Here is a 21,872-nt window from a genome sequence, read left to right as displayed (position 1 = left end):
CATACTCGGTGACGAGCTCCCGCCTCTCGATTGAATTTTGTGCTACAACCGGTCGTTTCTTGCTCATGTGATGCTCCTATATCTGTAGAATACCACCTAGCTATGTGTCCGAGATTATTTGACCAGAACAACAGGGGGGTAGAGGAATGGAACAAAATCCATATATCGACGGCCCGTACATCTGCACGGAGAGTATATTCAGCGATTACAAAATAAAAGCTCGTTCATTAGAATTTTTGGCGGTTAATAGCGTGTCTTCTGAAATGCAATCGCCGTTACAGTGGCTAACTATGGGGTTCTCTTTAGGTTACATAAAGGGGCTAGAGTTTGAGTCCTTGGTCAATCTTCTTTGCTACAGCCAAGGACCCAGCATATATGCTGACCCAAGGCGAGCGGGTTCACTCATTACTAGGTTTGTAGGGCAAGCCGTTTCTGGCAACAAAAATATTGCAATGTTTGGCTCACTCTTTTCCGGCTTGTTTTATTGGCTCACCATAGAGGCGCGCTTGCCTGTTCAGCTATACCCTCTTATATCTCCACCTGCATCACGGTTTTTTATCCAATCTAGTTGGTTTACAAAATTTCCAGACGAAGTTAAGCACTGGATGGTCGCAACTAGCGTGGACAGGCTAAAGCTCTTTGGGGAGTTTGCTGATCATGAGCTTGCGAAAGCCACGATTATTTGGCTCGAGAATAACGAAGGAAGAAGCAAGTCATATTCAAATGCATTGGCAGTAGTTAGGCATCATTTTGCGTTTAACGGTTTAAAAACGATAGATTTACCGCGACTAGCTAACTTGCTTAAAGGAATTAACACCAAAACGGGGCACTCTCGATCATTACAGCCAATCCTCAATATTTTGTCCGCCGTAACGGCCGCCGATCCCACCCTCCGAGAGAGGTTCGCTAAACTCTACGAGCGTGAATTCTCGATTAGTTCTGTAAGTAGGGTTTATCACCCTCAGCTTAAAGCCTTAAGTGAGCATCTAGGTTTGTCAGGAGCGAATTCGTCGGCAAGAACAGCTGGAGGGTCAGTAATCGGGAAAAGGGTGCAGGTACGAAAAACTAAGGCTCTTCCTCGGTACTTGGAAAACGAACTGTACGGTAAGCTCAAGTTGGCAGCTAATTGTGCATTGGAAGGCTATGCCCAGTATATTTCTGAGCCCGTGTCGGCGCTAACTATCGGAGATTATTCCATTAGCCTTACGTTAATTTCCGGGTTCAAGCCAAATAAAATACGCGTAACAAAGGAAAATAAATATTGGATTTCGCTGGAGCGGGATTATTTGGAGTACCAGCAGTTTGAGAAATATACGACGAAAAGTACCCTTCGTCGGCTAGCAATATTTAATGTTTATATGTTTTCGTACCTGCCGTGGTTTAAACGAAAAATTAATCAAGGTCTAAAAATTCCATCAGAGGTTGAAGATTTCAATCCAAATATCTTCGTTCGTCGTAGCGGCTTTTTCGTTTCGAAAAACGACCCAAGCAATATTTTGCCTTGCACACTACCTGAATTCATTTCGGAAGTTCGATCGGCGTCAGCTGATGATAATGAAGGCCGGCGAAACAACTCTATTCGAGATAATTATAAAACCATATTCAACATGTTTGAGCATGCTTATCACATAGGAGGAGATAGTCGTAAAAGAGACAACCCTTTGGCTGCGTGGAGGCCAATACCCGGAGAAAGATATCAAGTTTCAAAAAAAAACAAGCTAGACTATCAGTACTGGGTTCTCTTTAAAGAATACTCTATTAGGTTTTCAGACGCTTGCATTCAGGTAATGGAAGACGTGGATTGTAACGATATAGATCAGCTGGCTTGGAGGGAGCGGATGCAGAAAATTCTGGATGCGCAGTCTTTTCCATTCGGGGACAAAAAGATCTCATTTTCCTCCTCTCCCCTTGATGATCTTACGATCAGCGCGAGTAAGGTCCACGTTTTTTCTGCGATTGTCACCCTGCTTAGTTACTGCGGGATTAGGTTCAGCAACGCATTCTGGCTAGATGTGAGAAGCTACAATGCAGCCAGTGAAATTCCGAACTCTAACGAGCGCCTTGTCCCATTAAATATAAACACAGACAAAACCCAACTTAGGCCGTATCAAAGTCATATTCCAATGAAAGTTATGCGTATTTTAGACCGGCTTAAAAATATCCGATGTAAGGTTTTAGGGGATGAAATTGCGTCCGCTAAGGTTAACTACCAGAATAATGCCAATAGCAAGTGGCCAAGCGTGTGTCCGCTGTTTCGATATAGCACTGCCTTCTCCGAAGCCAGCGCCGGCCTTGAATTATCTACAATGCTGACCTACATATTGGCAAATTTTGAACGATTATTTGATCGTTGCGGGGTCAGACTTAACTCCTATATTTATCCAAAAATTTCGGGGATGACTTTTGAAGAGTATGAGGAGCTCAAAGCGCTGAGGGCTACATCTAAAGTAAATTCATATGTAGTCGAAAAGGCTGATATGAAAAAGGATCTGGATATTTGCCCACGCCCAGTGACCTTTTTCGAATATCGCTCGTCTATCACTTTGCATAGTTTTAGGAAAACACTTGACAGCTACTATAGCAACTTCGTTTCTCACGAGATGATAGGTAAGCTATTCACTGGGCAAGCAGCATCAGTAGTTGGATATTACGCAGAGAATACCCCCGATGATTTTGAAGACGGCGTTCGCTTAGCGAAAGAATCTGGCTTTCCGATACCAATCCCAATCAATACGTTTACACGGGACGATAAAGAGGTTATTGCGCATATCAAGGATTGTGGCATCACCCAAGAGTACTTCCGTATTTCTGCAGCGCCGGCAGAGGGCTTCAGCATTGAAGATGCGTATAGTCGAGCTCCGGCTGATAAAATCGCAATTAATAGAACACACATCTGCCCATATGACAATGACTGCCCTACCGACATCCGCCGCATGCTAGATGATCAGAAGTTGTGTGGTGCCTGTCCTGCGGCCATATCAGTCGCAAGTGATGCACCTGCCATTGCAGCTACTATCAAGCTTCTTGGTGATCAAATATGTGACTTATCTAAGACTCTTGAGAAAGAAGCGTTAACCTCTGGTGAGCGGAAAAACTTTTTTGCCAAACGCATGTGTCTGGTGGCGGAGTTCTCCGCATGGCTGTTAAGACACGAAACAATGCGAGGCATGAGCCATGATCAAATTCTCCTTGGAGAAACAGGTGAAGCACACCTTAGAAGAGTTGCTCGATATGTCAGCCCCCATAATCTCAATCCAGAAATTGAAATCCTCCTAAGGATGCTCGAGACTTCGGGAGTTCAGACGCTTCAGAGCGAGACGCTACAGCTCAGAGCAAAAAGGTTGGCACGAAAGGTTATTAGCAATATAACCCCTGAAATTCTAGATAAGATCGATAGCGACCCAGTAGAAGTTGCTGCGCAGTTGATAGCCAAAGTCGCAAAGCTTAATGGAATATCCTTGGAAGAGGCCGTTAAAACATTGGAACAGTCTGGCAATCCGTGGAAGCAAATTCGGGTCGGAGAGTTAGTATCTCTGGAGGGGCTGAATGAAAGATAAGGCGCTGCGTGATCACTGGGAAGAACGGGTACGACTTAGGTTGGATGCTATATCTAACATACTAGTTGATGTTAGCCTTAGCGGTATGAAGTTTTCTAACCTTACCTCGCTCGCGAAGTATATTGCTAAGCAGCTCTCTGAATCCGACACTGGTGGGCGCAGTGTGAACAAAAGTACAATTCTAAGGAACCCGCTGTACAGGGCAGCGCTACTGAAACACTTTAACCAGAAAAACCCTCTTAATGATGGCAAGGCGGAGCAGCTTCGGGTCGAGCTAGCCTGCAGGGAATTGTCTATCGAGAACAGGCGAATAAAGGAAGAAATCGCTTCCATATTGAAAGATCGATCCCAAATAGAGGGTAAGTTAAAGGGTGTGATGGTGCATAACCACGACCAGAAACTGCTGGCCTCTTGTCACGCGTCCTGGTTCCATTTGTTTAATAAAGTGGTGGACCAAATAGAGGGGGCATATCTTGATATCGATTCTAAGGAGCTAGTCGATCCTCATGGAGTAGGAATCATTGCTACTGAAAATGACTTCCCGCCAAGCTTTTTCGAGTGGCTCAATACATCGAAACGATAGCGAGCGCAAGAAAGGCAGGTTTACTTTTTGCGGAAATCATATAACCGATCAAATGCAGTTTGTTGGGCAGCCCTACAATAACATGCCTTAGATAATCATAGACATTGAACCTATTGGCTGTAGAGATTTCGACTAGACTATAAGGGTTTGTGTTCGCCTTGGCGCCAGCCTGAATTTAGCTGGATATCCAGTTTTTCGACCAATTGTTCGGCGACAATTAGGATGGCCGGTTGACGACAACTATCTTGGCCGGTTGGGTGTGACAATCGGTGTCTTGTTTCCAATGTGGAGAGCAAGGTGCCAGGTCAACACATCACCCACCGACAAGAGGAGCTGTATATGCAGCATCGTCAACAAGGTACAAACCAAGAAGCGGCCGCGGCCAAAGCCGGTATTTCGGCGCGCAGCGGACGAAGAATCGAGAGCGCTTCAACAACACCGCGCCCCAAAAACGACAGGGATTGGCGAACCCGAGAAGATCCATTGGAAGCCGTTTGGGAAACTGAGCTGGAGCCGTTACTGCGGGCTGAGCCGGCGCTAACGGGCACCACGCTCCTTGAATATCTCGAAGAGCATTACCCAACCCATTATGATCAGCGCGTACTGCGTACATTGCAGCGCCGCGTTAAACAATGGAAAGCACTACATGGGCCGGACAAGACAGTCATATTTCGCCAACAAGCCGAAGCCGGTCGGCAAGGCTTTTCGGATTTTACTCACCCCGACAGTGCGATCACGATTGCTGGGGAGCCCTTTAAACACTTGCTCTACCAATTTCGCTTAGCCTACAGTGGTTGGCGGTCAGTGACCGTTATACAAGGTGGTGAAAGTTTTGCGGCTTTATCCACGGGTTTGCAGCGCGCTCTACAGCAAGCAGGTGGCTGTCCCATTGAGCATCGCACGGATAGTTTAAGCGCGGCCCGCAACAATCAACAAAACCAGTGGACGGGTGCCTATGATGATTTGTGCGCGCATTACAACATGACGCCAACGCGCAATAATGTGGGGGAGTCCCATGAAAATGGCATTGTTGAATGCGCAAACGGCTCGCTAAAACGTCGCATTTCACAGCAGCTAAAACTGCGTGGCAGTCACGACTTCGATAACATTGAGTCTTATCAACGCTTTATCGATAAACTATGTGAGCGCTTGAATCGCCGCTCACACAGTCGTTTTCAAGAAGAAAAGCCAACCTTGCAAGGCTTGCCCAAGCAGCAAACCGCCAACTACCAAACGCTGAGCCTAAAAGTGACTCGCTCATCAACCATTGAAGTGCGCCGCGTGGTTTATAGCGTGCCGTCACGATTAATTGGGGAGCGTGTTCAGGTTCGGCTTTATCATGACAAGCTCGCTATCTATGTGGGGCAGCAGTGCGCGATCACATTGACGCGCGTTTACCCTGGTCACAAAGATGCGCGCGCCAAACGCATTGATTACAAGCACCTCATCCACTCATTAGCGGCCAAACCCCAAGCCTTCCGCTACTCTCAGATTCGCGATGACATATTGCCCGACGACAATTACAAACAACTCTGGCAATACGCGGACGAAGCACTGGAGAGCCGTGAAGCCTGTAAATGGATGGTGACTGTCCTACGCCTTGCCTGTGAATATGACGCCGAGAAACAACTGGGGGAAGAGCTGCTGTCAGAGGCCAAACTCGGCCAGTTCGCGTCAATTAAAACCCTTCAAGATCGCTTCTACCGCCCCTCCCAGGCGGTTCCCGAACTGCAAGCCAAACAGCATGACCTGCAAAGCTACGACGCACTCTTGTCATCCTTGAACGAGCAGAAAACCCGAGCACAGGAGGCACCCTTTTGAACGACTCAACCGCCTTATTGCTCAAAGAATTACGCCTGCCAGCGTTCGTGCGACATTACCAATCACTTTGGCAAACCGCGACCGAAAAAGGCTGGTCACACACGGAATACTTAGCGGCATTGTGTGAGTATGAAATCTCAGATCGCTATCAACGGCGCACTCAAAAATGGATACGTGAAGCGCAGCTCGCGGGTGGTAAAACCTTTACTGAGTTTAATGACGAGAAATTAAGCCGAGAAATAAAAGCGCAACTGGCTCGGCTCAAGCAAGATACCACTTGGGTTGAGCATGCCGACAATGTGCTACTCATCGGCCCGAGCGGCACCGGCAAAACCCATATCGCCAGCGCTCTAACCTACCAACTCATTGAGCAAGGCGTGCGCTGTAAATTGTTTCCCGCCATCGCGTTGGTGCAACTACTGCAACAGGCCAAGCGCGACTTAGACTTGATGGCAGCCATGACACGACTGGATAAATACCGTGTCATCGTCATCGATGATATTGGTTACGTGAAAAAAACCGATGCCGAAACACAGGTACTGTTTGAATTTATCGCCCATCGATACGAAAGCGGCAGCTTGATCATCACCGCCAACCAACCGTTTGGCTCATGGGACAACATTTTCCCCGATAGCATGATGACGGTAGCCGCCATCGACAGGCTAATACACCACGCGACAATTATCGAACTAGAAGGAGAAAGCTATAGAAAACGAGAACAATTAAAACAGCGAACAACCCGTAAATCACAACATGCCTAACCGGCCATCATAATTGTCGCCGACCGGCCAAGATAGTTGACGCCGAACAACCAATCTTAAATTGATAGATTGAGTCTGAATTCATAGGATAAATAAAATGCGAATGAAGTGGTGCGTTAAGCAGGGAGTGATGAACCTGATTGCCAACAGCCATTAGGGCTCGTCTTGCCGAAACCAATCGTTCAGTTCGATTTCCAATACCAAGCCCACTGCCACTAAGTATCCAAGAGAAATATTCCCTTCTTTTCCGTTTTCGATCGACGATAGGTACTTTTCCGAAATACCTGCAAACTCGGCAAGCTTTTCTTGAGTAATACCTCTCTTTTTCCGCTCTGAACGGATGAATATTCCCACATTCTTGCAGGCTTCGGCGGTTTTTAGACGAATGTCATCTTTCGTCGGAGCATGACTCGCCATGGGGTATCTTTTTTTCATGGCCGCTAATGATGTGCCCATGAAGCCAACAAAAACACCAGATATATCTTACCTTTTGAGTATTTTGCCTTTAATATATGTTTTCGCACCGATATCTGAGGCCATAGCTACCATGACTCAATCTACATCGAACCGAGACCCCACAGCAGATCCACTGACGGGCTCTGCCTCTGGGCTAAGCGAATTAACTATCTGCGAAAAAACCTGTCTAGCAGCCACACTGACGACTTTAGATCGCCCTCAGTCTTTTTTTCGGCTGGACGCAGTATTGAAGTCCGATCTTACTGGCAGTGAATTTTTAACGCTAAAAGCCTTGAATGCCCTAGAGAAAAAAGAGCTTGTAGCGATAAACCGTGACGGCGGGAAAGTCGTAAAACTGTTAACGGAAAACAATGATTTAGTCTTGCGAAAACTTCTTGCTGACATTAGCAATGATGCAACACATTTGAGTTATAGCAATGCGATGAAGGCTTGGGTGTTGGATGCTCTCGTAGCCGAGTGCGTTAGAGCCATGTGTTATCTCGTCAAGAAAAATGGTGCCAAAATCAGCTCAAAAGGGTGCCCACCAACAGTTATTGAAGATTTGGTTCTAGCGAGGCCTCTCAATGAAATAAAAATGCTGTGCTGGCGAGCGATTACTCAAATGGGGACTAGTGATCTTCGGTTAATTAGCGTTGATCCCAATGATAATGGCCTAGAGACTTTATTTGATATTGTATTTGGATTTCATGAGTGCTACCTAAATGATGAGCGGAAGGTTCCCCAGTTTAGGAATCAGCCGACTTACCGGCTTTCATCACTATCGCAAATCATTGCTAGGTATTTCCTCAATTTAAGCCCCCGGCAGTTCGAGTCAAATTGTGCCGGTTTACTACTAGATAGAATTTAGATCAATAGCTGGGTTTAAATGACTGATTATACAACTGCCACTTCTAACTTGCGAATGCCCCAATGGATACAAGAAAGGTAGCCCAACAAATAGTCGACAGCGTAGCTTTCACGAAATATGCACACATCGATTCTTCGATAACTCCGGCGGATTCCGTGCGATTTCATGATCAATCTACGCCTTACATCATCCATCCCATTTGGTGCGCCATGACAATCATGACCGAGACCGCGCTAGATGAGGCCTTACGATTAAACGGGTACCAGGCACTGATGTGGCATGATGCCCTAGAGGATACCAATGCTGAATTGCCACCAAGGGTTAGCGACGACGTTCGGACCCTGATAAAGGCAATGACATTTTCAAGCTTCACAGATGAAAAGGCTCACATATTTGCACGCCCCGCAACCGTTCGCCTACTTAAGCTTTTTGATAAGACATCTAACTTATTGGATGGCTCTCACCTTAGCTCTACTAAGTGGAATGACTATGTGCAATTCACTCATCTGTTAATTGCTGATGTTGAAGCCCAATTTGGTAATTTGAATATCGTTAAAATCGCCAGAGCAATTGCAATATGCAAATAAAGCCTAAAGCTGTAATTTTTGATCTTTTTGGAACTATAGTACGCTACAGAATTCAGCGTCATCCTTACCGACAGCTTCTCAAGTGGGCTCGAGAGCAAGGGCGAAAGCCACAACCGAATGATGCACGAACCATTATGACCACGAATGCTGAAATCGGGCAGCTGGCAGCGCACATGGAAATCCCTGCCCCAAATAGTTTAATTAAAAAGCTAACCGATGATATCGAAATGGAATTGCAATCATTAGAACTATTTGACGATGTGGAGCCAACGCTGGATGCGCTGCAAAACAAAAATATTCAGTTAGCTATTTGCTCCAACCTAGCAAAACCTTATGGGGCAGCCATCTCACAACTCCTAGCGGGATACTCATTTACTAAGATTTTAAGTTTTGAATGTGGCTTTATTAAGCCTGAGCCCAGCATCTATAAATTTGCTACCACAGAAATGAATGTAGATGCAGCTAATTGTTTATTCGTCGGGGATACATTACTAGCCGACGTCCAAGGGCCTTGTAATGCGGGAATGCAAGCGCTGCACCTAGTCCGTAATGAAGAAAGGCCTTCAACACTCAAAAGAAATAGCTTATGAAAATTCAACTACTTAGCGATCTCCATATTGAGTTTGAGCGCTACGACTATAAAAGTACTGATTGTGATGTTGTGGTATTAGCCGGTGATATCCACACAAAATATCACGGTATTAATTGGGCTCTAGATAGCATACCGGACAAGCCGGTACTCTATGTTTTAGGCAACCACGAATACTACAAGAAAGCTTACCCGAAGCTCATCGATTCAATACGTGAACTGTGCAAGGGGACGAACGTTCGCTTATTGGAAAACGATCATGTCAACATTGAGGGAGTTAACTTCTTGGGCTGTACGCTTTGGACTGATTTTGAGCTTTATGGCGACGCCAAATCGTCAGGTATCAAATGCCAAGAGATCATGAACGACTTCAAGAAAATAAGGGTCGTCCCCGGATACAGAAAGCTGCGCTCACTTGATGTTGCAACTATTCATCACCAATCCCGAAAGTGGCTTTCCGACAAGCTTGAAGCACTGAGAGGGCAGCGCAATGTCGTAATAACCCACCACAGCCCAAGTGCGAGATCCATTCCGGCAGACTTTCTCGGTGATGACGCAACACCCGCTTACGCCTCAAACCTTGAGTCTCTTATTCGCGAATGTAAGCCAGAATTATGGCTGCACGGTCACCTACATAGATCGCTCAATTATGAAATTGATAAATGTCGCGTCATATGCAATCCAAAGGGGTATGCCGGATACACTAATCTGGATTTCAATGAGAAACTCATAGTATATATTTAGGTGAAAACCTCAAAAAGAACGCACCTAACCCCCATCATAATTGCCGCTAATCGGACAAGATAGTTGACACCTAACAGTCGCCAATCAGTGATAGTGAAAATATGGTTCGCCAGTTTAAGTCGGCTAGTTGGATTTCAGGGTTTCAAGGCGTGACAGAGTAGCGTTCACCGTGCTTTCGATTAAAAACAGCGGACTGGAGACGCCAAAATGGATACTTAAGCGCCAACCTGCCTAGCGGAATTGACATTTCGATTAACCGTATACATGTTAGGAGTATATTTACTCACCTATATAACCCAAGACTCTCTTTGGAGTTAATTGAACTACCGTGCATTGCAGCGATGTCCGGTCACATACAGCTATGGAGATTAGAAACAGCATGCTAATCACACTGAAAGATGCGTGTATCCACAAGTATAAGAGTATTGAATTCGACCAAAGTTTTGAACTAGATGAAAAGATCACCGCATTGGTAGGCATGAATGAGTCTGGTAAGACTACAGTTCTCGAGTCACTAGCAAAAACAAACTATTTTGAGAGCGATGACTCATTCAAATTTAACACTACACACGATTACCCGCGCAAAGAAAAGAAGTCTCTTGACAAGTCGAAGGAAAACCCTAAAGCAGTTACTGCAACCTTTCAAATCTCAGACGCTTTGATTGAAGAAATCAATGATGAACTAGGTGCCTCAGTATTTACGCAAACCTCGTTCTCGAGAATAGTAAAGTATGACAACTCCGTGACCATATCGGGTATCAAGGCAGATTATAAGGCCTTTTGGGATGCTCAATTAGATACATCTACGATTATAGATGAGGCAATCAAAACGCAATTAAAGTCATCACGGACACGAGTCTCAGTAATGAAAGTCATTGGGTCTATAGGTGCAAATGAAGATACCGAAGAGACCATAGATTACCTGAATGATCTTTTGGATTACTTCCCTGAAAATAAATCGTGGGACAGCGATCTAGACGGCTACATTTACACTAAATGGATTTCCCCTCATACACCAAAATTCCTTTACTACGATGAATATTATGCATTGCCGTCAAGAATCAGTATTGAAGGCCTTCAAAATGATCAATTGGAAGATGAAGAGCAAAAAACTGCAAAGGCACTCTTCGAGCTTGCAGATATAAATGTAGATGAAATATTAGATTCAGATGATTTTGAGAACTTCATCGCTGAATTAGAGGCAACTGAAGCATCAATTTCAGAAGACTTGTTTGAATACTGGGGTTCAAACTCTAATCTCGAAATTCAGTTTAAAATTGATAAAAAACATATAACAAGGGGTAACAATACTAGTATTGTAGAGCACATATTAGATATTCGTGTAAGAAACAATCGAACGAAGGTGTCATTGCCATTAAAAAATAGAAGTAAAGGATTCAACTGGTTCTTTTCTTTTCTTGTTTGGTTTAAAAAAATTCAAGAAGATAAAAATTCGTCATACATTTTATTGCTGGATGAGCCGGGGCTTAACCTGCATGCTACTGCCCAAGAAAACCTCTTAGACTTTATTGAGTCGCTATCCGAAAATTATCAAGTTGTTTATACAACACACTCGCCGTTTATGGTTAATTCCGAAAAGTTGCACCGAGTTAGAACTGTTTTGGAAACTGAAAAGGGTTCAGTGATATCTGATAGCATTCAAGAGAAAGACCCAAATACCTTATTTCCATTGCAAGCCGCGCTCGGATACAATATTGCCCAAAATCTATTCATTTCAAACAACAATCTATTGGTTGAAGGTGTATCAGACTTGGTGTATCTACAAGTAATGGATTCAATCCTTAAAGAGAAAGGTGGCGAAGGGTTGGACGAAGATATTACAATAGTCCCTGTGGGTGGGCTTGATAAGGTTGCAACTTTCGTGTCTCTTCTACGCGGGAGCAAACTAAAAATTGCATGTTTGTTAGATTCCAATATTGACAATAGCAATAAAGAAAAAATTGACAGCCTCATCCAACAGAAAATAATACAGAAAAATCGAATTAAGTTTTTTGATGAATATATTAATGGACTCAAGAGTGCAGATATTGAGGATGTCTTTTCTAAGGGGGACTACCTTAGACTATTTAACAAAGCCTTTCCAGATCACCCAAATATCAAAGATGGCGAAATAAAAGGGAAAGATCGACAGATAATCCCCCAAATCAACAATCACCTTAAAATCAATCGATTCAATCATTACTCTCCTGCGAATGCCTTAGCGAAAAGCGGTGCTACCTACACCTCTTTTGATAAGATTACTATAAATCAGTTTGAGGCGATCTTCGAATCTGTAAACCTAATGTTTGAAAAAAAATAGTCCCGCAAATGGCTCTAGACTATACTGCTCAAAACAGCTGATTAACAAGTCATGCCTCTGCGAATAGAACTTGCAATACCTGAAAAACGCTGCTGCGCAGCGTTCAAGCGACCCAGCATTAGTTGATTTTTACACATGCATTACCCAAAATTTCCGTATTATATTCATTTTACGGGCAGTGGGAGGCTCGAGAAAGCCGAATGATGAACTCAGGGGGCGCAGCCATCTCACGCCTGAGGAGATTGACCGGATACTAAAGACAATTCGAGCAAAAAGTAGGTATTCGAATAGAAATGAGCTTATGCCAAGCAATTCGACCATATAGAATGGGAATAACCATTTAACGGCAATCGTTTCTAATCGCGCGCGAATCACAAACAGCCAAAAGATAAGTATTTAATTTTGACCAATAATAATGTCCGGCTTTAGTTGATCAGAGTGGGATCTTTTGATGCCTCATTGCGAACTCTTTCAAAATCGAAACCCAACGCCTTAAGGGTATGGTTGGTTGCCTCTATAAATTCGAGGTAGACCAGCTTATCAAGCAAGGAATATATTTCGGTAGATTTTATTGACTGATGCCCCATAGCCCTTTGCACAACTGACAACGGATAGCCATATCCATGAGAGTGGGGCGCAAAGTTCCTAAGCCACACCCCATAAAAATGCCTCAGCGAATGCAGGGAGTAAGAGGGGGCTATCCCTAATTTATTTTGCGTTTTTTTGAAAGTTCTATTATTTGAACAGGCATCACCCAAGAACATTGGGTTTCCTTTTCGATTATTGGCAAGCGTGACAAAAAGGAAATTGTGCCCGGGGTATGCCAAGCCCCGCTCTCGATCCATATACCGCATCAAGTTATCAAAAAAGTACGACCTAAAAGGCTCCAAAAAAACAACGTCGGAGCTGGCCCTACCCTTGAATGCTAGCTTGGTTTTTTCGTGGTCGGATAGATCACCGTATTTCTGAATTCGTTCCGCATAGGGAAGTATTTTTACGACTTCATTTATTGCGTCGATATCTTCGAGCCTGAGCTGAAGTGCCTCAGAGGTCCTAACTCCCGTGCCAGCCAATAACGAAAACAGACAAACGTCACGGTAGCTAGACGCATGCTTAATTAAGTCTACAATTCGCGACGCAGGGAAAGCTTTTTCATACCTTTCGAGGTCAGAAGACTCGGAAGCTTTGAATCGCTTCGGCATGGCCAGGACCGGCCTTGGAATCTGTTTTGGGCCGCCACTGATTACTCCGGCTAGCATTGAGCGAGAAACGACAGATATTCGTTCACAAGACGATAGATGGTCGATGCGGCGAAGCTCAGCCATCAAATCACCCTCATCTACAAACAGGTCGACAACCGAGTCCTGATCGAGAGCCTGCTGACCAATCCACTCAATATCACTGAAGCTAATAAAGCCATTGATGGCTGAGAGATACGAAGCCACCGAACTTTTAGAAACACCACCAAACCCAGTTCGCTTTGCAACTGCAACAACAAAAGAATTGGGGGACATATCAGCTTCAGCAAGATAAACCGGATACATCATCAAAATTCGGCTGAGGATTTTCCCAGGGGCGTTAATTGGCTGCCGCCCCTCGAGAACTTCTGAGCAGGAGCCTAGGAAATCTAAGAAAGACTTTAGCGCGTTTGCCTTTGCTTTGATTGTATTCTGGGAGTTCGACCCAGTTTCCGCCAAGTATTCCAAATACTGGCGCGGCCCCTGATATTCCCGGGTACTAAACGGATCGAAAAAGGTCCAAAGCTGGAGCCCCGTATAATGCCGAAATTGTTGTTTTCTTACATGCATATCCTGATGCACCTATAACTTTTAGGACCGAGATTAACAGGTGCATCAGGATAAGCAAGGGCTGGCGTAAAAGAGAGTGCGTAAAACGATCAGTTCAACCGACCAGACAGATCTTAAATAACTGATTTTTAATGAATATGCGTTCCCGGCAGGGCTCGAACCTGCGACCCACGGCTTAGAAGGCCGTTGCTCTATCCAGCTGAGCTACGGGAACATAAAGCTGAAACCAACGGATTTACTGATGCACCAGATTAAGGTACATATAAGAACCTGCGACCCACGGCTTAGAAGGCCGTTGCTCTATCCGGCTGAGCTACGGGCGCTTAACACTTCATGTATCGCGGGTAAAAAGATGGTCGGAGTGGAGGGATTCGAACCCCCGACATTCTGCTCCCAAAGCAGACGCGCTACCAGGCTGCGCTACACTCCGACAAAGAAACACAAACAACACTGCGTTTCGAGTGGTGCGCATCATACTCACGCCCCCTTATCTCGTCAACGGTATTTTTCACATTTTTTAGCTTTCGAGGTTTGAAAGCGATTGTTCCTGCTCGTTCGTGAAAGCGTTGGCGAAGCGGCGTGTCTATGTGACAATAGCGCGCAAATTTTCGCCCACCTATGTACAGCAGGAACCCCCATGACAGCGCTCATACTCGACGGCAAAGCCCTTGCCAAGAAAACCGAAGAAGAACTCAGTCTGCGCGTGCAAGCCCTTAAAGAAAAAGGCGGCAGCACCCCTATACTCGCAACCATTTTGGTTGGCGACGACCCTGCCTCGGCGACATATGTAAAAATGAAGGGTAATGCCTGCGAGCGCATTGGCATGGGCTCTATTCGCGTAGAAATGCCATCTAGCACCAAAACCGCCGAACTACTCGCCAAAATTGACGAGCTTAACAGCAACCCCGATGTACACGGCATTTTGCTACAACACCCAGTGCCGCCTCAAATTGATGAGCGCGCCTGTTTTGATGCAATCGCTTTAGCGAAGGATGTCGACGGCGTTACCTGCCTAGGTTTTGGCCGCATGAGCATGGGCGAGGAAGCATACGGCTCCGCCACCCCCAAGGGCATTATGCGCTTACTCGAGGGCTTTGATATCCCCTTAGCCGGCAAGCATGCCGTTGTCGTTGGCCGCAGCCCTATTCTAGGCAAACCAATGGCATTAATGCTATTAAACGCCAATGCCACAGTGACCATATGCCACTCGCGCACTCAAAACCTTGAAACGCATATAAAACAGGCCGACATTATTGTAGGCGCCGTTGGCAAGCCCGAGTTTATTAAAGCTGATTGGATAAAAGACGGCGCCGTTGTTGTGGATGCAGGCTACCACCCTGGTGGCGTAGGCGATATAGAGCTTGGCCCGCTAACCGAGCGCGCCAGCGCCTACACCCCGGTACCGGGCGGCGTAGGCCCTATGACGATCAACACACTTATTTACCAAACTGTAGAAGCTGGTGAAAAAAGCTTAGGCTAAATTAAATATGCGCCTAGATCGCTTTGTTGCCAATAACAGCGGCCTGTCTCGTAAAGAAGCTACCTTAGCGATTCGAGCCGGCCGCGTTTTAATTGACGACAACCGCTGCACCCAAAGCAACACCGCAACCCGATCAGGCCAAACCATTACGTTGGATGGAAAAAGCTTAAACGAAGCTACGCCAATTTACTGGATGCTAAACAAGCCCAAAGGCACTGTTTGCGCGAATACCGATGCCGACCACCCAACCGTTTTTGATTTACTCAACCTTAAAACACTGCACCCAAGCCACAGAAACAACCTACAAATTGCTGGGCGCTTGGATATAGACACAACAGGGCTAGTACTGATTACATCCGATGGCGATTGGAACCACGCGATCACATCACCCCACAAGGTATTAGGCAAGCGTTATCGGGTCACCACAGCTGAGCCCATTAGTGCGGACGCTATTGAACAACTGCAAAACGGCATGCAATTGCGCAACGACACCAAGCCTACCAAACCAGCCAAAGTCACCCCTCTAACACAAAACTGCTGTTTGCTTGAAATAACCGAGGGGCGCTACCACCAAGTTAAAAGAATGCTGGCGGCAACGGGTAATAAAGTTAACGCGCTACACCGCGAAGCCGTCGCCCACATTGAGCTAGATTCCACCCTAACGCCTGGCCAATACCGCCCGCTCACCCCTGCCGAAATTAATCTGCCATAACGCTATGACGCAAGACCTCGCGATTACATTATTACTTAGCCAACTACAGCAGGTTCCCACTGGGCAGCACTGCACTTGGTTCGCAGACGAAAACTCTCTAACCATATTGCCTCTACTAGCGCAAACCAGCGCAAAGCTTTCGCTGTGCACAAACCGCTACGACATCCACACACAAGCACTGGCGCTGGGCATTAACAGCGAATTCAACGATGCTCAATTAGCTGAAGCTATCACACCACAAACACAACACGTATTCATTCGCATAAGCAAAGAAAAGCCTCTAGCCCACCACACACTCAATCACGCAGCTAAAACGCTTAAAAGCGACGCCACCTTGCACCTTGCAGGCCTAAAAGGTGAAGGGATAAAAACTTACTTAAAGAAAACCCAAACCTTATTTTTAAAAAGCTTGGCCACCAAGAAGAATAAAGATGCACACTACGGTGCTTTTTCGTCTGCCAACATCGATGCTGCCCCTCTCGATACCCAAAATTACAACCAATTGCGCGATATCGGCAGCTTCAATAACCAAACATTACTGAGCAAGCCTGGCGTTTTTGGCTTCGAGAAAATAGACGAGGGCAGCAAGCTGCTTTTAGAGGTCACACAAAAGTACCTGCAAAATCACAATATACAGCCGCACAACCAGCTCGATTTGGGCTGTGGTTACGGGCTGCTAACCTTTGGTAGCCGCCACTGGGGCTGCAAAAACTTCACCGCAACCGATAACAATGCCGCAGCACTATTAGCCATTGCAGCAAGTGCAAAAGCCAATAACCTTGAGCTAGATATTATCGCCGCGGATGCTGGGGCAGAAATACAAGGCACATTCGATTGCATTTTATGCAACCCACCATTTCATCAAGGCTTTAGCATTAGCGGCGACTTAACGGATAAATTTTTAGATAACGCAAGCCAAAAGCTTAGCCCAAAAGGGCACGCCTTTTTTGTAGTTAATAGCTTTATTGGCATAGAGAAAAAAGCCAGCCGCTATTTTAAGCAACAAGAAACGCTTACCAATACCAAGCGGTTTAAAGTCCTTGCGTTCAGCAATCACTAAATCGCTTAGTGCCTAGAAGTTAAAACTGATTTACAACACGACCATCATTAAAAACGCAGCAATACGGCAAATCAAAAGCGTCTAAATATTCCAAGCAGTCGCTCTCCCCTGCCAGCATAGCCACTGTACTCACTGTCCCCGCGACTAAGCAGCTATCGGCAACAACACTGATACTGGCCGGCGTAATTATTGGCCAGCCCGTAAAGGGGCTTAAAATATGGCTATAGCGCTTGTTATTCAGCATAAAAAAGCGCTCGTAATTACCACTGGTAGCCAACCCGCCACCTCGCAAACTGAGCTGAGTTAACTTTTCGCTAGGCGCGCGAGGCTTTTTTATGGCTATCGGCCAACCGCCGCCAAAAACGGCAATATCTCCTCCCAAGTCAACCATAGCTGAAGAAACACCTTTTTCGCGCAATACTGATAGCGCGCTATCTGCCGCATACTCCTTAACAAAGCCACCAAAATCAATCTCAAAGCCTGCCGGCAACTGAATACTGCGCTCACCACCCCAGCCGACTTTTGCCCAACCACAACAGTCCAGCAAAGCATCTAACTGCTGCTGCGTGGGTAGTGAATGGCGGGCAGGTAAACTCGATTGAGGCCCCACTTTTCGAAAATTCCACGCTTTGCGCAAAACGCCAGAGGTGACATCAAACAAACCATCACTTTGCTCAAAGGCACTGGCAACATAAGAAAATAACGCATGCGATTCGGCGTCCAGCGGTGTGAGCTGGGCGCCTGCATTAGCATTTATTCGAGAGATTAAACTGGAGGGGATGTAACGTGAATAACGATTTTCGAGGTCAGCTATCCTACTAATCGCAGGCTGAGCAATGTGCTCTGCCTGCGACTGGGACTCGGCCATTAAGCGAATTTGGCACAGCGTGCCCATCGCCTTAAAAGGCACATTAAATAACGCCATTAAAAACGGTGGTCAACACCAAAAGTAAAGCGCGTATATTGAATCATACCTGGGTGGGAAAGGTAATCCGAGTTACCCGGCAAGAACTCTTCATCAGCCATGTAATACTCTAGACCCAGCACCCAATCCACCGGCTTCTGCTTGAAAACCACTTTTAAACCAAACGCAAAAGAGGCGTAATCAGACAAGCGCGCATCATCAGAATAATAATCCCACTTTGCGTAATCTTTGCCGTTATTCTCGCTAGCAGGTATACCATCTTTGCGGTAAAGCGAATAGATATCGTAAAAGGTCGCAGCGCTTTGACCGTAGTAACGCATAGAGGGAACAATTTGAAGTTTTTCCCAATTTTTATACAAAGCAACACTAAACGTATTTGATACTACACCCCAAGTATCGTCATAGTAACGATAATCAAAATGCCAAGCCCCCTGAATAGACTTAACATAATGGCGATAAGATAAATTTAACGTGTAGGAATCTTTCTCTTGCGGGCGTTTATCAAAACGCTTATAGGCATCACTTAGGTGCCCCTCTTTAGTCGCAAAGCTAATGCCACCCAAAATAATATTATTAGGCCCCAATATGCGCGATGCACTAACAAAAAAGGAAGCATTGGTTTTGCCGGCATTATCTGGCAAAGGGTCGCTAGTATTGCGTTTTACAACGCGCGATTCATCTTCATAAAAAATATCATCGTCAGAATAACTAAAGCCCGTGGCAACCACAGTCTGCTTTTTGTCAAACTCGCGCTCTGTCGATAAACCAAAGCTAACCGACTCGTAATCATCTTCGGTAGAAAAGGCCAAATTACCAGAAATAGACCCGCCATCGTAATAGTAAGATGTTGCTACGCTGGCATCTGTTCGATGCTCATCAATACCGATAATATTACCGTACTCACTACCAGGAGACGCGCCAGACATAACGACTTGCGGCGTATTGTAATCAATCTCGTCGTCACCCAATTCTTTGGGCTGTACATACCATGGAGACGCACCAGATAAAGTTTCGTCTTGGATATTCACAGCCAGCGACCAATGCGCGCCAATAGGCGTTAACAAGCTCCACTGGTTAACATTAATATCGTAACGACCAAGGTCACCACTGGCGACATCATCTGCATCTAATGTACTTTCGTTATAGGCGGTATAGCGATAGCCAATAACCGTTTCCGTTGGCGCAGCCGCCTGTGCCGGCGCACTAATGCCCGGTAAAGCAACAGCCGCCGCAGATAGGGCCATTAGACGAGAGGAAGCATTTTGCTTTTTCATTACTTTTGTCATAGTCACTAATGGGCTTAGTTACAGCCACAACCTCCGCCCGCTGCTTCAGCACCACCAGAAGATGCTTCTTTTGCGAAATAGATGTGTTTTTGAAGCCCAGCTTCCATTGGGTCAGGAGCCCAGCCCATTTCGGGTTTTGCTAAGTTGCCACGCTTGTAAACTGGGGTATCAGCACACCCTTGTAACATTGATATCGCTGCAGCCAAAGCAACAACGCAGACAATACGCTTGGTCATAGTCTTATCTCTCTGAAATGGAATAGAAGTCTAGACTTTAATTATTTTAGGTCACAATCAGACCACATTCTAGCAGGCAAATTCCGCACATCGAAACACTTTGCCGGCAAATACAATAGCACAAAGTCAGAATGTGGCCCCCGTCTCACGCGGGATACAAGCCAATGAAGACGTTACTCAGAGGATAGATACGCAAATTAAGCGCACTTTGGACGATCGAGAGTGGAGAATTAATGCTGCTCTCGCGGCAGTAAAAAGCCGGCAATAGACCTTACCTGCTCTTTCAGCTGGCGATTTAGCTCCATCTGCTGTTTGGTAAATATTGTATAAGCGCGGCCAATTTCATCGAACTCGTCCAAAACAACGTCCATATCTTTATCATTAAGAGCAAGTTGCGCGATGCTTTCGGGAATACCCGCATTAATGGTTGCTAACATTTGGTTGTGACCACTCGTTAAGTCGCGGCCAGATTGATCAAGCTGGTGCACAATATCCAACAATTGCTGGCAACTGGCCTTGCGGTGATTAAGTGAATCGAATTGTTGATCAACTTGCGTAGTGTAGGATTTAACCCAAAGGCGCGTGCTCTCTCCCAGCATCAACAAATCACTTTGCACCGAGCTATTTTTTTTCATCTGCTCCGCAGCCTGCCCAATCACCAAGGTAAAGTAGCCACTACTCACAATAATTAAATCGTCACGAATCGTTAAAACAGGCTTAACTTCAGATAAATCGGATCGCAAAGGGAAGACATAACGGCTATTCCAGCGGCCAAAGCGAGTTTCCCGGTTAAAGCCAAAGCAGCTCATTAAGAAGCACCCTTTAAAGCCAGCCTCTTCTAGACCAGACTTTAAACTAGCCGCTAAATGATCAAAGTTTTCACACTGCCCTAGCTCCAATGCTAAGCGCGCCACAGGACTGACAGCACCATTTTGTGGCTCTTCACCAGCAGAAGCCGATAACGAAAAACGCATTTTTGGAAGCACCATGAACAACCCCTGCGAAAGCATATCTATTTTAAGACTCTACCTTCACAATAGGGTTTTCGCCTTTTGGTGTCTATGATTTAACCAGATATTCGTTTGAACGGCCGTATTCGGCCGCCGAGCGGAATCAACAACCGTTTTGAGGCGCTAGCGATGCACTACTGTTGCACTAACAGCTGCACCCAAAACTGATGCTCTGCGCCAGCCAATGAAGGTGCCGACGCTACGCCAATATGAGTCAACGCTGGATTTAGCAGGTTTTCACATTGAGTGAAATTACTTAAGGCGGCATCCATCGCAACTAGCGCGCCCTCCCCCTCGGTGACCAACGTATTCTCTGCCACACCGCGCCATACAACACCCGCCTCACTCACACGCTCGACTACACCTTTACCACTACTGCTTACATCCCCCACTACGCCCATTCTCGCTAAGTCCGCAGAATGCTCATAGGCGACGCCAGCAAGGTCACAATGCCAAGATAACGCCGGCGCGGGCGAGACGGGCAAACCACTACAGCCAACACCGCTTTCACGCTCATTATTAATAGCCGCCAGCAAAGCAATATCATCAGACGACATACAGCTATCTAGCACCCATTGCGCCGTCATTCCCACAGCGCCGGTGGTATTAAAAGCCCACTGCTGCGCAGGTACCACAGCACCATCATATGCAAGCACATCGGCCATTTGCACTGTATAGCGGGTATCTGGCTTTAAAGCCTCACGGGGCTGAAATGTAAGCTGGTGCTGCCTTTCACTGTAAGTCACCACCCCGTCGACCTCTTTACCATCAAGAAGCACTTTTAACTCACTACTATCGCCGGCCACCGCAACACCTGAAGCAAATCGCACTTTAACAGAGCTTACCAAGGCAACATTACTGCTCTGTGCTTTAGGGCTCACTTCTATTTCGTCATCCGCTAATTCAGCTGTATCTTGGCGGCTTGCTTCTTCGCAACCTGCCAGCATGAATATCGACAACCCCAGTACACCACAACGAAAAGCAACAGCTTTACAAGACGGAAACAACATAATTCACATCCAAAAATGCTTAAAAAGATTTCAAACAGTATACATTTTGAACAGAAAAG

19 protein-coding genes and 2 tRNA genes are annotated in these 21,872 nt (G+C 45.8%); 12 read left to right on the top strand and 9 right to left on the bottom strand.

Features of this window, described 5'->3' with window-relative positions; all coding sequences use genetic code 11:
* Positions 1-146 precede the first annotated feature (146 nt).
* The 4 genes from MARGE09_RS02865 to istB all read left to right on the top strand — a co-directional run bounded on the left by MARGE09_RS02865 (position 147) and on the right by istB (position 6,722).
* Positions 147-3,557, top strand: a complete 3,411-nt coding sequence (locus MARGE09_RS02865) for a hypothetical protein (RefSeq protein WP_236985849.1) — start codon at positions 147-149, stop codon at positions 3,555-3,557.
* Positions 3,547-4,140 carry a hypothetical protein gene (locus MARGE09_RS02860; RefSeq protein ID WP_236985848.1) on the top strand — a complete coding sequence of 198 codons (594 nt, stop codon included), beginning with the start codon at positions 3,547-3,549 and terminating at the stop codon, positions 4,138-4,140. Before MARGE09_RS02865 ends, MARGE09_RS02860 begins: the two co-directional genes overlap by 11 nt.
* 339 nt (positions 4,141-4,479) lie before the next feature.
* Positions 4,480-5,961 carry an IS21 family transposase gene (gene istA, locus MARGE09_RS02855; RefSeq protein WP_236985847.1) on the top strand — a complete coding sequence of 494 codons (1,482 nt, stop codon included), beginning with the start codon at positions 4,480-4,482 and terminating at the stop codon, positions 5,959-5,961.
* Positions 5,958-6,722 (top strand): IS21-like element helper ATPase IstB, encoded by a 765-nt coding sequence (istB, locus tag MARGE09_RS02850; RefSeq protein ID WP_236985846.1) that lies wholly within the window; start codon positions 5,958-5,960, stop codon positions 6,720-6,722. The genes istA and istB overlap by 4 nt, the downstream gene beginning before the upstream one ends.
* 153 nt (positions 6,723-6,875) lie before the next feature.
* Here the strand turns inward: istB and MARGE09_RS02845 are convergent, their stop codons facing one another.
* Positions 6,876-7,139, bottom strand: coding sequence for a helix-turn-helix domain-containing protein (locus MARGE09_RS02845; RefSeq protein WP_236985845.1), 264 nt, complete (start codon positions 7,137-7,139; stop codon positions 6,876-6,878).
* Between the two features lie 130 nt (positions 7,140-7,269).
* Between MARGE09_RS02845 and MARGE09_RS02840 the strand changes: the two genes are divergently transcribed.
* The 5 genes from MARGE09_RS02840 to MARGE09_RS02820 all read left to right on the top strand — a co-directional run bounded on the left by MARGE09_RS02840 (position 7,270) and on the right by MARGE09_RS02820 (position 12,286).
* Positions 7,270-8,046 carry a hypothetical protein gene (locus MARGE09_RS02840; RefSeq protein ID WP_236985844.1) on the top strand — a complete coding sequence of 259 codons (777 nt, stop codon included), beginning with the start codon at positions 7,270-7,272 and terminating at the stop codon, positions 8,044-8,046.
* A gap of 209 nt (positions 8,047-8,255) precedes the next feature.
* Positions 8,256-8,633, top strand: a complete 378-nt coding sequence (locus tag MARGE09_RS02835; protein WP_236985843.1) for a hypothetical protein — start codon at positions 8,256-8,258, stop codon at positions 8,631-8,633.
* Positions 8,624-9,223 (top strand): HAD family hydrolase, encoded by a 600-nt coding sequence (locus MARGE09_RS02830; RefSeq protein WP_236985842.1) that lies wholly within the window; start codon positions 8,624-8,626, stop codon positions 9,221-9,223. The genes MARGE09_RS02835 and MARGE09_RS02830 overlap by 10 nt, the downstream gene beginning before the upstream one ends.
* Positions 9,220-9,966, top strand: coding sequence for a metallophosphoesterase (locus MARGE09_RS02825; RefSeq protein WP_236985841.1), 747 nt, complete (start codon positions 9,220-9,222; stop codon positions 9,964-9,966). The genes MARGE09_RS02830 and MARGE09_RS02825 overlap by 4 nt, the downstream gene beginning before the upstream one ends.
* Positions 9,967-10,345: 379 nt before the next feature.
* Complete coding sequence (locus tag MARGE09_RS02820) at positions 10,346-12,286, top strand: AAA family ATPase (protein WP_236985840.1); 1,941 nt, start codon at positions 10,346-10,348, stop codon at positions 12,284-12,286.
* A 425-nt stretch (positions 12,287-12,711) separates the two neighbouring features.
* Here the strand turns inward: MARGE09_RS02820 and MARGE09_RS02815 are convergent, their stop codons facing one another.
* From MARGE09_RS02815 to MARGE09_RS02805, 3 genes are all read right to left on the bottom strand, one after another.
* Complete coding sequence (locus MARGE09_RS02815) at positions 12,712-14,094, bottom strand: tyrosine-type recombinase/integrase (protein WP_236985839.1); 1,383 nt, start codon at positions 14,092-14,094, stop codon at positions 12,712-12,714.
* Between the two features lie 140 nt (positions 14,095-14,234).
* Positions 14,235-14,308 (bottom strand) — tRNA-Arg (locus tag MARGE09_RS02810).
* A gap of 139 nt (positions 14,309-14,447) precedes the next feature.
* Positions 14,448-14,524, bottom strand: a tRNA-Pro gene (locus tag MARGE09_RS02805).
* A 207-nt stretch (positions 14,525-14,731) separates the two neighbouring features.
* Between MARGE09_RS02805 and folD the strand changes: the two genes are divergently transcribed.
* From folD to MARGE09_RS02790, 3 genes are read left to right on the top strand one after another with little or no spacing between them, the layout of a single operon-like run.
* The gene (gene folD / locus MARGE09_RS02800) at positions 14,732-15,574 is read left to right on the top strand and encodes a bifunctional methylenetetrahydrofolate dehydrogenase/methenyltetrahydrofolate cyclohydrolase FolD (RefSeq protein WP_236985838.1); all 843 of its coding nucleotides are present in this window, start codon (positions 14,732-14,734) and stop codon (positions 15,572-15,574) included.
* Positions 15,575-15,581: 7 nt separating this feature from the next.
* Positions 15,582-16,286 carry a pseudouridine synthase gene (locus MARGE09_RS02795; protein WP_236985837.1) on the top strand — a complete coding sequence of 235 codons (705 nt, stop codon included), beginning with the start codon at positions 15,582-15,584 and terminating at the stop codon, positions 16,284-16,286.
* A 4-nt stretch (positions 16,287-16,290) separates the two neighbouring features.
* Positions 16,291-17,346: a class I SAM-dependent methyltransferase gene (locus MARGE09_RS02790; protein WP_236985836.1), complete on the top strand. Its 1,056-nt coding sequence runs from the start codon at positions 16,291-16,293 to the stop codon at positions 17,344-17,346.
* A 19-nt stretch (positions 17,347-17,365) separates the two neighbouring features.
* Here the strand turns inward: MARGE09_RS02790 and MARGE09_RS02785 are convergent, their stop codons facing one another.
* The 5 genes from MARGE09_RS02785 to MARGE09_RS02765 all read right to left on the bottom strand — a co-directional run bounded on the left by MARGE09_RS02785 (position 17,366) and on the right by MARGE09_RS02765 (position 21,813).
* Positions 17,366-18,271, bottom strand: coding sequence for an FAD:protein FMN transferase (locus tag MARGE09_RS02785; RefSeq protein ID WP_236985835.1), 906 nt, complete (start codon positions 18,269-18,271; stop codon positions 17,366-17,368).
* Positions 18,271-19,545: a DUF3570 domain-containing protein gene (locus MARGE09_RS02780; RefSeq protein ID WP_236985834.1), complete on the bottom strand. Its 1,275-nt coding sequence runs from the start codon at positions 19,543-19,545 to the stop codon at positions 18,271-18,273. The genes MARGE09_RS02785 and MARGE09_RS02780 overlap by 1 nt, the downstream gene beginning before the upstream one ends.
* A gap of 26 nt (positions 19,546-19,571) precedes the next feature.
* Complete coding sequence (locus MARGE09_RS02775) at positions 19,572-19,793, bottom strand: DUF4266 domain-containing protein (protein ID WP_236985833.1); 222 nt, start codon at positions 19,791-19,793, stop codon at positions 19,572-19,574.
* A gap of 230 nt (positions 19,794-20,023) precedes the next feature.
* On the bottom strand, positions 20,024-20,782 hold the full coding sequence (locus tag MARGE09_RS02770; protein WP_236985832.1) for a hypothetical protein: 759 nt from the start codon (positions 20,780-20,782) through the stop codon (positions 20,024-20,026).
* 155 nt (positions 20,783-20,937) lie between these two features.
* A complete protein-coding gene (locus MARGE09_RS02765; protein ID WP_236985831.1) occupies positions 20,938-21,813 on the bottom strand; it encodes a CAP domain-containing protein in 876 nt (291 codons plus the stop codon).
* Between the last annotated feature and the right edge of the window lie 59 nt (positions 21,814-21,872).

This window comes from Marinagarivorans cellulosilyticus, assembly GCF_021655555.1.
GTDB lineage: Bacteria > Pseudomonadota > Gammaproteobacteria > Pseudomonadales > Cellvibrionaceae > Marinagarivorans > Marinagarivorans cellulosilyticus.
Note: the sequence above shows the minus strand (reverse complement) of the source record. Positions and strands in the feature narration are given on the sequence as shown.